14 protein-coding genes are annotated in these 10,609 nt (G+C 71.6%); 8 read left to right on the forward strand and 6 right to left on the reverse strand.

The annotated features are described in order from the left end of the window. Positions 1-40: 40 nt before the first annotated feature. Positions 41-223 (reverse strand): hypothetical protein, encoded by a 183-nt coding sequence (locus tag AB0M88_RS51465; RefSeq protein ID WP_364115378.1) that lies wholly within the window; start codon positions 221-223, stop codon positions 41-43. A 105-nt stretch (positions 224-328) separates the two neighbouring features. Between AB0M88_RS51465 and AB0M88_RS51470 the strand changes: the two genes are divergently transcribed. After that, complete coding sequence (locus tag AB0M88_RS51470) at positions 329-1,072, forward strand: SDR family oxidoreductase (RefSeq protein WP_364115380.1); 744 nt, start codon at positions 329-331, stop codon at positions 1,070-1,072. Here AB0M88_RS51470 and AB0M88_RS51475 read toward each other — a convergent pair. Both AB0M88_RS51475 and AB0M88_RS51480 read right to left on the reverse strand, forming a co-directional pair. Next, complete coding sequence (locus AB0M88_RS51475; protein ID WP_364115382.1) at positions 1,051-1,755, reverse strand: SDR family NAD(P)-dependent oxidoreductase; 705 nt, start codon at positions 1,753-1,755, stop codon at positions 1,051-1,053. The two genes, AB0M88_RS51470 and AB0M88_RS51475, sit on opposite strands and share 22 nt — an antisense overlap. 33 nt (positions 1,756-1,788) lie before the next feature. Next, the gene (locus AB0M88_RS51480) at positions 1,789-2,559 is read right to left on the reverse strand and encodes a hypothetical protein (protein ID WP_364115384.1); all 771 of its coding nucleotides are present in this window, start codon (positions 2,557-2,559) and stop codon (positions 1,789-1,791) included. Positions 2,560-2,670: 111 nt separating this feature from the next. On the opposite strand from AB0M88_RS51480, the gene AB0M88_RS51485 reads away from it, so the two are divergent. Together AB0M88_RS51485 and AB0M88_RS51490 are read left to right on the forward strand one after the other, a co-directional pair. Beyond that, complete coding sequence (locus AB0M88_RS51485; protein WP_364115386.1) at positions 2,671-3,435, forward strand: glucose 1-dehydrogenase; 765 nt, start codon at positions 2,671-2,673, stop codon at positions 3,433-3,435. A gap of 10 nt (positions 3,436-3,445) precedes the next feature. Continuing rightward, positions 3,446-3,685: a hypothetical protein gene (locus AB0M88_RS51490; protein WP_364115388.1), complete on the forward strand. Its 240-nt coding sequence runs from the start codon at positions 3,446-3,448 to the stop codon at positions 3,683-3,685. On the opposite strand, the gene AB0M88_RS51495 is transcribed toward AB0M88_RS51490, so the two are convergent. Together AB0M88_RS51495 and AB0M88_RS51500 are read right to left on the reverse strand one after the other, a co-directional pair. Then, positions 3,675-4,019 carry a VOC family protein gene (locus AB0M88_RS51495; protein ID WP_364115390.1) on the reverse strand — a complete coding sequence of 115 codons (345 nt, stop codon included), beginning with the start codon at positions 4,017-4,019 and terminating at the stop codon, positions 3,675-3,677. The two genes, AB0M88_RS51490 and AB0M88_RS51495, sit on opposite strands and share 11 nt — an antisense overlap. Positions 4,020-4,022: 3 nt before the next feature. Next, positions 4,023-4,193: a ribbon-helix-helix protein, CopG family gene (locus tag AB0M88_RS51500; protein WP_364115392.1), complete on the reverse strand. Its 171-nt coding sequence runs from the start codon at positions 4,191-4,193 to the stop codon at positions 4,023-4,025. A gap of 31 nt (positions 4,194-4,224) precedes the next feature. On the opposite strand from AB0M88_RS51500, the gene AB0M88_RS51505 reads away from it, so the two are divergent. Continuing rightward, positions 4,225-5,526 carry an FAD-binding protein gene (locus AB0M88_RS51505; RefSeq protein ID WP_364115394.1) on the forward strand — a complete coding sequence of 434 codons (1,302 nt, stop codon included), beginning with the start codon at positions 4,225-4,227 and terminating at the stop codon, positions 5,524-5,526. On the opposite strand, the gene AB0M88_RS51510 is transcribed toward AB0M88_RS51505, so the two are convergent. Further along, positions 5,433-7,145 (reverse strand): IlvD/Edd family dehydratase, encoded by a 1,713-nt coding sequence (locus tag AB0M88_RS51510; protein ID WP_364115396.1) that lies wholly within the window; start codon positions 7,143-7,145, stop codon positions 5,433-5,435. The genes AB0M88_RS51505 and AB0M88_RS51510 overlap by 94 nt on opposite strands. Positions 7,146-7,224: 79 nt before the next feature. On the opposite strand from AB0M88_RS51510, the gene AB0M88_RS51515 reads away from it, so the two are divergent. The 4 genes from AB0M88_RS51515 to AB0M88_RS51530 are packed head-to-tail and all read left to right on the forward strand — an operon-like array spanning position 7,225 to position 10,496. Beyond that, complete coding sequence (locus AB0M88_RS51515; RefSeq protein ID WP_364115398.1) at positions 7,225-7,992, forward strand: IclR family transcriptional regulator; 768 nt, start codon at positions 7,225-7,227, stop codon at positions 7,990-7,992. After that, positions 7,992-8,870, forward strand: a complete 879-nt coding sequence (locus tag AB0M88_RS51520) for an SMP-30/gluconolactonase/LRE family protein (protein WP_364115400.1) — start codon at positions 7,992-7,994, stop codon at positions 8,868-8,870. The genes AB0M88_RS51515 and AB0M88_RS51520 overlap by 1 nt, the downstream gene beginning before the upstream one ends. Before the next feature lie 16 nt (positions 8,871-8,886). After that, the gene (locus AB0M88_RS51525; RefSeq protein ID WP_364115402.1) at positions 8,887-9,747 is read left to right on the forward strand and encodes a fumarylacetoacetate hydrolase family protein; all 861 of its coding nucleotides are present in this window, start codon (positions 8,887-8,889) and stop codon (positions 9,745-9,747) included. Positions 9,748-9,749: 2 nt separating this feature from the next. Beyond that, a complete protein-coding gene (locus tag AB0M88_RS51530) occupies positions 9,750-10,496 on the forward strand; it encodes an SDR family oxidoreductase (protein ID WP_364115404.1) in 747 nt (248 codons plus the stop codon). Positions 10,497-10,609: the final 113 nt, after the last annotated feature.

A 10,609-nucleotide genomic window follows, 5' to 3' on the forward strand; every position in this document is an offset into this window, starting at 1 on the left:
CCCGCGAGGGCCGGCCCCAGCGCGTCTCATCCCTGGACGACTACGCCGGTTCGGGCACGCCGTCCGGTTTCGCCGGTTCGGGCTCGGTCTCCGGCACGGGCTCGACCGGCGCCGGGGGCAGCGGGTCCGGGGTGTCCGGCTCCAGCTCACCCGGGTCGTCGGGTATCGGCGCGCCGGGGTCAAGTGGCGGGTAGCGGTCCGGATCGGGCTCAATTCTCGGCATCTTCTCCTCCTCCCGCGCTGTTGACGACAAATGCCATGAGCAGCCCAGATACCCCCGAATCACCGCCCGCAAACGATCTACCGACCGTGGTGGCACCATGATCGGGTGACCGCTCCCCTGGATCTGACCGGCAAGGTCGTCATCGTCACCGGAAGCTCGTCGGGCATCGGGGAGGCGACCGCGCGCCTCCTGTTCTCCTCAGGCGCTCGGCCGGTCCTGGCCGCGCGGCGCGCCGATCGCCTCGCCTCGCTGAGCGCCGATCTCGGCGGCGCCCTGGCGGTGCCGACCGACGTGACCGACCCTTCGCAGCTCTCGGCGCTGGTGGATGCCACGGTGGAGCGCCACGGCCGCATCGACGGTCTGGTCGTCAACGCGGGCGCCGGCTTTCACCACCGGTTGGACGAGGTCGACCCGGACGCGTTCCGGTCGCTCCTCGACCTGAACGTGGTCAGCGTCCTCACCACGATGCAGGCGGTCCGGCCCGTGATGCGCCGGCAGGGTTCCGGCCGCATCGTCACCGTGAGCTCGGGCACCACCCGTCAGGCCATCCCCGGCGTCGGCCCCTACGCGGCGTCGAAGGCCGCGGTCAACATGCTGGCCGAGGTGGCCCGCAAGGAGTTCGCCGACGACGGCATCGACGTCTCCCTGGTTTTGCCGTCGATCACGGCCACCGAATTCCGCGACGGCGCCTACCTGCCTGGCTCCCCGGCACTGCGGCCCGGAGCGGTCGCGCACAGCCCTTCCTACGTCGGCCGGGTCATCCTGCGGGCCCTGCGCACCGGCGAGGCCCGCATCGACATCCCACACGGCCCTGAGCAGCCGGAACTCTATCGCAGCACGACCACCTGACCGGAGAGAGTGGCGTCGCCGACCAGCTCGAGCACGGCGCCGGTGAGGACCGGCAGCGGAACGGGGTCGGGAACGGCGGCGCGCTCATCGGCGGTCATCGCCGCCAGCTCGGCCTCGGCCCGGCTCGTGCGGACCCAGTCGGGCACCACGCAGTTGACCCGCACGCCCTCGGACCGGGTGGCCATCGCGGTGGTGAAGCGGATCAGGCCGGCTTTGGCCGCCGCATATTCCGGCCACTCGTAGGGCGTCTGGTCGAGCCCCGCGGTCGACGCGACGTTGACGACCACGCCGCCGGTCGCCGAGAGGGCTGGGAGGGCCAGCTGGGTGAGCAGCATCGGCACGCGCAGGTTGAGCCCCAGCACCGACGACCACTGCGCGGGCGTGGCATCCGGATATCGGGCGGCGGGCCGGCCGCCGCCGGCGTTGTTGACGAGAATCTGCAGGCCACCGAACCGCTGCCGCGCCACCTCGACGAGCCGCTCGGCCTGCCCGTCGTCGCACAGGTCGGCCCGGACCACGACCGCTTCGCCGCCGGCGCCTTCGATCAGGCCCAGCGTCTCGGCGCAGTCGCCGATGTCGGCCAGAACAACCCGCGCGCCCCACTCCGCGAGGCGGCACGCGGTCGCCTGCCCTGTCCCGACCGCCGCCCCGGTGACGACCGCGACGCGACCTTCCATCTCCATGCCGACAGGGTGCCACCCGCCTCTGACACTTTCTCAGCCCGAGCGGCGGCCGATGACCAGCACCATGAGGTCCCGATCGTACGGATTGGGGCAATCCAGCCGGCGGGTCCGCGGGCACGGCAGGTAGCTGGTATAGCCGGGCGCCTCGTCGTCCTTGGTGAAGTAGACGCGCGCGTCCTGGCCGAAGATGTTGTCGACGGACAGGTAGAGGCGGGACCCGACGAAGTGGGCTATGTCCCGGGGCGGGTCGAACACGACCTTGGCCCGCCAGTTCACGACCACCGCCTCACCCGAGGCGACGACGTTCTGGTTCGCGTCGTAGACGTTGAGGACGAGCCGGGCGTTCTCCGGCGCGGCGGCGACCTCGACCGATCGCAGATAGGCCAGCTTGACCGGAAAGTCGGTCATCGCCCAGCCCTTGTGAGCCGGCAGCGGAACCGACACATTGTCTTCCCGGCTTGCCCAGACTTCCTGCTCGGACCGGTCGTGCGTGTCGGCGGGAAACGCTTTCGGGCCGATGAACAGCAGCAGCACGAACAGGGCGACCAGACCCGTCAGGAAGCCGGCGGCCGCGTGACCGTGACGATGCTCCGGGATCCACCGCCGCAGGCGACGTCTCCACAGGTACGCGGTGGCCGCCAGGCCGATCGCCAGCGCGGCCGCGGCCATGTCCCACAGCTTCAGCCACTCGGTCTCCACCTGGATGAACGAGCCGGCGACGCTGAAGATCGTGGCCGAGACGCCGAGAACGGCGCCGACCTCCCACCAGGACGGTCCACGTGCCCGGTCGTCCTTCTCGGCCACCACTCCACGCTACGGCCCCCGGGCCACTCGAAGCTTCAGCAGCGCCGGCCCCAGGAGATCGCGACAATCTGAGGAGACTCCACATGTGCTCCTCGGGAAGGGTCTTCACGCATGAAAAACCTGTTCAGTCTGGACGGCCGGACCGCGCTCGTCACCGGCGGCAACCAGGGGCTCGGCAAGGCGTTCGCGCTCGGGCTGGCGCGGGCCGGGGCCCGGGTGGCGATCGCCGGACGCCGGGAGGACGCCAATCTGGCCGCCGCAGCGGAGGCGCACGAAGCCGGCCTCGAGTTCGCGCCGATCACCGCCGACATCACCGACGACCGCCAGGTCGCGGCCATGGTCGAACAGGCGCTGGACGCCTTCGGCGGGAGCATCGACGTTCTCGTCAACAACGCCGGCGTCTGCTATCACGCCGACTCCTTCGAGGTCACCGACGAGCAGTGGGACGGGGTGTTCGACCTCAACGTGCGCGCGCTCTGGAAGACCTCGCTCGCCGTCGGCGCCCACATGCGCGACCGCCGCTCGGGCTCCATCGTCAACATCGGCAGCATGTCCGGCCTGATCGTCAACCGGCCGCAGTGGCAGCCCGCCTACAACGCGTCGAAGGCGGCCGTGCACCACCTCACCAGGTCACTCGCCGTCGAGTGGGCGCCGTACGGCATCCGGGTCAACGCGGTCGCGCCGGGCTACGTCAAGACCGAGATGGCACCGGTGGACCGGCCGGAGTTCCAGCGCCACTGGGTCGAGGACTGCCCCCAGCAGCGTTTCGCGCTGCCTGAGGAGATCGCGCCCAGCGTCGTCTTCCTCGCCAGCGACGCCGCGTCGTTCATCACCGGCTCGATCCTGGTGGCCGACGGCGGCTACACCGCGGTCTAGCCAGTACTGCATGGTCCGTCTGCAAGCGACAGCCGGGTGCGCAAACTGCCGGATCGCTGGAGTAGGCCGCGCCGTCGAACGCCTGCTGCGCACCGCGGCCGCCTCGCCGGTGACCTGGCCGGTTGCGCGGGAGACGCGCCCCCGGCGGGCGCTGGGAGAGCTGTCCCGCCGGGTGGTGAACAAGACGCCGAGCAGCCGGGTCACCAAGGCCCTCCAGGGACGTGCGGTGGAGGACCCGGTCAGGACTTGACCGGGGCGGACAGCGTCCACTGCCGGCCGTCGGGGTCGCGCACGGTCATCTCGTTCGTGCCGTAGTGCGTCTCCTCGAACGGCTGCACGACCTCCACGATCTCGTCGGCCGAGAACTTCCCGGCGTCGGGAACGCGCAGGATGATCTTCGTGTGCAGCTCGTGGTCGGCCGGGACCTCGGCGATGAACACGGTCGGCCCGGTGCCGTTGCGCAGCTGGCCCGAGCTGTGGCCGGTGTCGAACTCCAGCTCGTAGCCCAGCGATTGGAAGAACTTCGCGGCCCGTCCCCAGTTGTGGGTGGTGAGATGGACCGCCTCGATGCCCTCGGTGCTCACAGGTCATTTCTCCTTTTCGGAATCGTCGGCGACGGAACCGTCGAGGTAGGACCGCAGCGCGGCTGCCACCAGCGCCGACAGGGACTGCTCCGACTCGATCGCCTGATGCTTGACCCGTCTGATCAGCTCAACCGGCAGATAAACGTTGAACTGCTTGACGTCCTGGTCGCTCACATCCCAGACGTTAGCATGCTAGGTTGCTAGCATGCTGACAACCGGCTGGAACACGGCCGTCGAGCAGGAGGTCGTCGCGGTGGCCGAGCCGGCCGACGTCGACGAAGCCGTCGCCGTGATCCGGCACGCCCGCGAGCATGGGCTCGGTGTCGCCGTCCAGGCCGGCGGCCACGGCGCCACCGGCCGCACCGGGGGATCGGTCCTGCTGCGCACCGGGAAACTGACCGGCCTGACCGTCGATCCGGCCGCGCGCCGTGCCCGGATCGGCTCGGGCGTGACCGCCGGGCAGTTGCAGGCCGCGGTCGCCCCGCACGGGCTGACCGCGCCGGCCGGCAGCTCGCCGGTCGTCAGCGTGGCCGGCCTCGCCCTCGGCGGCGGGCTCAGCTGGTTCGGCCGCAAGCACGGCTGGGCCGCCGACCGCATCGTCGCGCTGGAGGTGGTCGACGCCGACGGCCGCCCGCGCCGGGTCGACGCCGATTCCGATCCGGAGCTCTTCTGGGCGTTGCGCGGCGCGGGCGGCGACTTCGCGCTGGTCACCACGCTGGAGCTGGCCCTGTTTCCGGCGCCCCGGCTCTACGGCGGCCGCATGTGGTGGCCGGGCGAGCACACCCCCGAGGTCGCCGACGCCTACCGCCGGCTCACCGCGACCGCCCCCGACGAGCTGAGCGCCTGGCTTCAGCTGGCGCAGTTTCCCGGTGTCCCGCCGATGGTCGCGGTCGACCTCACCTACCTCGGCGACCAGGACGATGCCCGCGACCTGCTCGCGCCGCTCGACCGGCTGCCCCGCCCCCGGTCCGACACCCGGCGGCGCATGTCGCCCGCCGACCTCGGGTCCATCACCGCCGAGCCGACCAACCCCGGTGTTCGTTACTCCCGGGCCGAGTTGCTGACCGAGCTCGCGGTCCCGGCCGGGCCGCTCGCGCCGCTGCTCTCGGTCCAGCTGCGGCACCTGGGCGGCGCGCTGGCCCGCCCGTCGGACAGCCCGCACGGCGCGCTGACCGAGCCCTACCTCCTCAGCATGCTGGGAGTGCCCGGTCGAGGGGTCACTGCGCGGGACATCACCGCTGCGCAGGACCGACTCGCCGCGGCGTCACCGGTCAGCGGCCGCACACCGTTCACGTTCCTGGAACCCCGGCAGGCGGCGGCGGACGCGTTCGCTCCCGGCGTTCTCGCCCGGCTGCGCGACATCAAGCACCGATACGACCCGGGCAACCTCTTCCGCGGCAGCTTTCCCGTGGATCAGTGCGACTCGCGGGAGACCGTGTCGCCGCTGCCGCCGACCAAAAAATCGAGGTCGGCGCCGGTGTTGGCCTGGCCGACCGTGTCCACGTAGAGCTTTTCCCAGCCCCGGGCCGGGGCGGCGAACGCCTTCACGGCTTCGGGAGCGGGCTCGCGGGCGTTCAGCTCATCGTCCGGGATGTCGACGTCCAGCCGACGGTTCGGCACGTCCAGCACGATGATGTCGCCGGTGCGGACCTTGGCCAGCGGGCCGCCGAGGGCCGCCTCCGGGGTGACGTGCAGGACCACCGTGCCGTACGCGGTTCCGCTCATCCGGCCGTCGCAGATGCGGACCATGTCGCGCACCCCCGCGGCCAGGAGTTTCGCCGGCAGCGGGAGGTTGGAGACCTCGGGCATCCCGGGGTAGCCGCGCGGCCCGCAGCCCCGCAGGATCAGCACCGAGTCGGGCGTGACCGGCAGTGAAGGGTCGTCGAGGCGGGTGTGCAGGTCCTCGATCGAGTCGAAGACGACGGCCGGGCCCCGGTGCGTGAGCAGCGCCGGCGTGGCGGCGGCCGGTTTGATGACGGCGCCGTCGGGGGCCAGGTTGCCGTACAGGACAGCGATGCCGGCCGCCGGCTGCAGGGGCGCGGAGCGCGGCCGGATCACCTCGCGGTCGTAGGCCTCGGTGCCGGCCAGGACCGACACGAGCGGCTGGCCGGTCACGGTCAGGGCGGACGGGTCGAGCAGGTCGGCCACCTCGCGCAGCACCGCGTGCAGCCCGCCGGCCCGGAACAGGTCTTCCATCAGGAACCGCCCGGCCGGCTGCAGGTCAACGAGCAGCGGCACGTCCGCGCCGACCCGGTCGAAGTCGTCCTGGGTCAGCGGGATCCCGAGGCGGCCGGCGATGGCGAGCAGGTGCACGACCGCGTTGGTCGACCCGCCGATGGCGGCCAGCGCCACGATCGCGTTCAGGAAGGACGCGCGGGACAGAACGGTCGACGGGCGGCGGCCTTCATGTGCCATCGACACGGCCAGCACGCCGGTCGCGTGGGCCGAGGACAGCAGGCGGCTGTCGGGGGCGGGGATTCCCGCGATGCCGGGCAGCGTCATCCCGAGCACCTCGGCGAGCAGGCCCATCGTCGAGGCGGTGCCCATCGTGTTGCAGTGTCCGCGACTGCGGATCATCGAGGACTCGGAGTTCCGGAAGTCGGCGGCGCTCAGCGTGCCCGCGCGTACCTCTTCGCTGAGCCGCCACACGTCGGTGCCGCAGCCCAGCGGCACACCCCCGAACGTTCCGGTCAGCATCGGGCCGCCCGGCACCACGACGGCCGGCAGGTCGACCGAGGCCGCGCCCATCAGCAGCGCCGGGATCGTCTTGTCGCAGCCGCCGAGCAGCACGACGCCGTCGATCGGGTTGGCCCGGATCATCTCCTCGATGGCCATCGCGGCCATGTTGCGCCAGAGCATCGCGGTCGGCCGGACCAGCGTCTCGCCGAGCGACACCACCGGGAGGTTGAGCGGGATGCCGCCGGCCTGGTAGATGCCGTCGGCGACGCTGCGGGAGACCTCGTTGAGGTGGGCGTTGCACGGGGTCAGGTCGGAGGCGGTGTTGGCGATCGCGATGTGCGGGCGGCCGTCGAAGGCGTCGGCGGGCAGGCCGCGCCGCATCCAGGCCCGGTGGATGTAGCCGTCGCGGTCGTCACTGCCGTACCACTGCGCGCTGCGGGGAGCCATGCCCGCATCGTAGATCGGCCGGCGCCGGCACGGGAAGACTCTTTCACTTTGCTGGAATGAGGGTCTAACATCCGGAACCGTGACCGACGACGTGACGGAACGGCTCGTCGGCGCCGACCGGGTCCTCGCGGTGCTGGCCGAGCTGGCGCGACACGCCCAGGGCATCGGCCTGGAGGACATGGCCCGGGCGATGGCCAGCCCCAAGCCGACCGTCCACCGCGCTCTCGCCGCGCTGCGCCGGGCCGGCTTCGCCGCCCAGGACGGCCACGGACGCTACCTGCTCGGCGACGAATTCCTCCGGCTCGCTTTCGCTCACCACGAGGCAAGGCCCGATCACGTACGCATCCTGCCCGTGCTCACCGCGCTCTGCGAGAGGTACGGCGAAACCTGCCACTACGCGGTGCTCGACGGGCGGACCGTGGTCTACCGCTCGAAGCTCGACCCGCCGGCCGGCGCCGTGCGGCTCAGCTCGGTCGTCGGCGGCCGCAACCCGGCGCACTGCACCGCGGTCGGCAAGGTGCTGCTCGCGGAGCGGCTGAAGACCGAGCAGGACGTGATCGACTGGGTCGGCGACGAGCCCCTGGCCGCCCCGACCGAGCGGTCGCTGCGCACCCCGGCGGAGCTGCACGCCGAGCTGGACCGGGTGCGCGAGCGCGGCTACGGCGTCGACGACCAGGAGACCGATCCGGGCGTCTCGTGCCTGGCCGTCCCGGCCTTCCTCACGTCGCCGAGCATCCCCAGCGGGGCGATCAGCATCAGCTGCGTCGCCTACCGCACACCGTTGTCCCGTCTCGTGGACGACCTGCCGGCTATCCGCGCCATCGTTACTGGACCCTCGGAGCTGTGATGACCCGGTATTTCCAAGCGCACGCGGCCGGCGCCGACGCGTACATCCTCGGAGAGGGACCCCTCTGGGACCCGGACCGAAATCGCCTGCTCTGGGTGGACATCGTGGCCGGCGTGGTTTTCGCCGGCACGCTGGAACCGGAGGCCGGCACCGTGGTGGTGACCGAGTCGTGGCCGTTCACGACCACGGTCGGGGTGGTCGTGACGGCGGCCGACGGCACCCTGCTGGTGGCCGGGGGCCAGACCCTGACCCGCATCGACACCGACGGCACCCGCACCGAGCTGGCCCGCGTGCTCCCCGGGCACACCCGCAGCCGGCTCAACGACGGCGCGGTCGATCCGGACGGCCGTTTCGTCGTCGGGAGCCTGGCCCAGGACGAGCGGCAGGGGCAGGAGGTGCTGGTGCGCCTGGAGTCCGACCGCGGCCTGACCAGCATCGACACCGACCTCAACCTGTCCAACGGCATGGACTGGGCGCCGGACGGCACGTTCTACTCGGTCGACACCGTGCCGGGCGTGGTGTGGGCGCGCGACTACGCGGCCCCGAAGGAGCGCCGGGAGCTGCTGCGGATCACCGACGGCGACCCGGACGGCCTGACGCTCGACCGCGACGGCAACCTCTGGATCGCGATCTGGGGCGGCGGCCGGGTCGAGTGCCGCTCCCCCGGCGGCGAGCTGCTGGCGGTGGTGGAGACCGGCGCGCCGCACACGACCAGCGTGGCCTTCGCCGGGCCGGCGCTCGACGTCCTGGTCATCACGTCGGCCACCGACGGCCTCGACGCGAAGGCGCTGGCCGAGGCGCCCGACTCGGGCCGCCTGTTCACCGCCGACGTGGGCGTGTCCGGCCGGGCCACGCCGTACTGGAATCCCGTCCTCTAACAACGGAGAGCAAACCGTGTTTCTGATGCGCATCGGCGCCCCGGGCGCCGAAAAGCCGGTCGTACGCGTCGACGACGAGCACTACGTCGACGTCTCCGACCTGGTGCACGACTTCGACGAACGGTTCTTCGGCGACGGCGGCACGGCCCGTCTCGCCGGGCCGGTGGCCGAGCGGATCGCGGCGGGCGACGTGCTGCCCTTCGGCGACCACCGGGTCGGCGCCCCGATCGCCCGGCCGCACCAGCTGCTCTGCATCGGCCTCAACTTCAGCGACCACGCGGCGGAGACCGGTGCGACGCCGCCGACCGAGCCGATCCTGTTCACCAAGAGCCCGAACACGCTGATCGGGCCGTACGACGACGTCCGGATCCCGCGCGGGTCGGCCAAGACCGACTGGGAGGTCGAGCTCGGCATCGTGATCGGGCGCCGGACCTCCTATCTGGACTCGGTCGAGGACGCGGCCGCCGCGATCGCCGGTTACGTGCTGGTCAACGACGTGAGCGAGCGGGAGTTCCAGCTCGAGCGCGGCGGGCAGTGGTCGAAGGGCAAGTCGGCCGAGACGTTCAACCCGGCCGGCCCGTGGCTGGCCACGCCGGACGAGATCCCGGACGTGAACGACCTCGACATGTGGCTCGACGTCAACGGGCAGCGGCGGCAGACCGGCAACACCAAGACGATGATCTTCAATCCGTACTTCGTCGTGCACTACCTGAGCCAGTTCATGGTGCTGGAGCCGGGCGACCTGATCGACACCGGCACGCCGCCCGGGGTCGGCATGGGTCAGAAGCCCCAGGTCTGGTTGCAACCGGGCGACGTCATGGAGCTGGGCATCACCAAGCTCGGCACCGCGCGGCAGCGAGTAGTGGGGCCACGATAGATATGTCGGATTTCGACGGTATCCGGGCGATCGTCACCGGCGGGGCCTCGGGCATCGGACTCGCCACGGCATCGCTGCTGGCATCGCGGGGTGCGACGGTGGTCTGCCTGGACCTGAACTCCGAGGTCGCGGCACCGCTGACCGGGATCCGGGCCGACGTCACCGACGACGCCTCGGTGCGGGCGGCGGTCTCGGCGGCCGCCGCCACCCTGGGCGGGATCGACGTGGTGGTCAACAACGCCGGGATCGGCGCGCAGGGCACGATCGAGGACAACGACGACGCCGAGTGGGCCCGCGTCTTCGACGTGAACGTCCAGGGCATGGTGCGGGTGACCCGGGCCGCCCTGCCCTACCTGCGGGAGTCTTCGCACGCCGCGGTCGTCAACACGTGCTCGATCGCGGCCACCGCGGGACTGCCGCAGCGCGCGCTGTATTCGGCGACCAAGGGCGCGGTGCTCTCGCTGACCCTGGCCATGGCGGCCGACCACCTGCGCGAGGGCATCCGGGTCAACTGCGTCAACCCGGGCACGGCCGACACCCCGTGGATCGGGCGCCTGCTGGCCGGGGCGGCCGATCCGGTCGCCGAGCGGGCCGCCCTCGAGGCGCGCCAGCCGTCCGGGCGCCTGGTCACCGCCGACGAGGTGGCCGGGGCGATCGCCTATCTGGCCAGCCCGTTCTCGGCCGGCACGACCGGCACCGCCCTCGCGGTGGACGGCGGGATGCAGGGGCTCCGGCTCCGCAAAGAGTGACGACTGGCTGGAAATGCGGCCGCCGCCGGGGCGGGCGGGGGCGCGGTCTAGTGGGGGCCCATCAAACAATTCACTTAATATTATTTTTTATATTTGGGGGGGTGTTAGCAATT

This window comes from Actinoplanes sp. NPDC051411 (assembly GCF_040682075.1).
Classification (GTDB): domain Bacteria; phylum Actinomycetota; class Actinomycetes; order Mycobacteriales; family Micromonosporaceae; genus Actinoplanes.

Coding starts and splice junctions, on each gene's coding strand:
- AB0M88_RS51505 (WP_364115394.1), top strand. CDS start 4,225: ATGCTGACAACCGGCTGGAACACGGCCGTCGAGCAGGAGGTCGTCGCG.
- AB0M88_RS51510 (WP_364115396.1), bottom strand. CDS start 7,145: ATGGCTCCCCGCAGCGCGCAGTGGTACGGCAGTGACGACCGCGACGGC.
- AB0M88_RS51475 (WP_364115382.1), bottom strand. CDS start 1,755: ATGGAGATGGAAGGTCGCGTCGCGGTCGTCACCGGGGCGGCGGTCGGG.
- AB0M88_RS51530 (WP_364115404.1), top strand. CDS start 9,750: ATGTCGGATTTCGACGGTATCCGGGCGATCGTCACCGGCGGGGCCTCG.
- AB0M88_RS51520 (WP_364115400.1), top strand. CDS start 7,992: ATGACCCGGTATTTCCAAGCGCACGCGGCCGGCGCCGACGCGTACATC.
- AB0M88_RS51465 (WP_364115378.1), bottom strand. CDS start 223: ATGCCGAGAATTGAGCCCGATCCGGACCGCTACCCGCCACTTGACCCC.
- AB0M88_RS51490 (WP_364115388.1), top strand. CDS start 3,446: ATGGTCCGTCTGCAAGCGACAGCCGGGTGCGCAAACTGCCGGATCGCT.
- AB0M88_RS51485 (WP_364115386.1), top strand. CDS start 2,671: ATGAAAAACCTGTTCAGTCTGGACGGCCGGACCGCGCTCGTCACCGGC.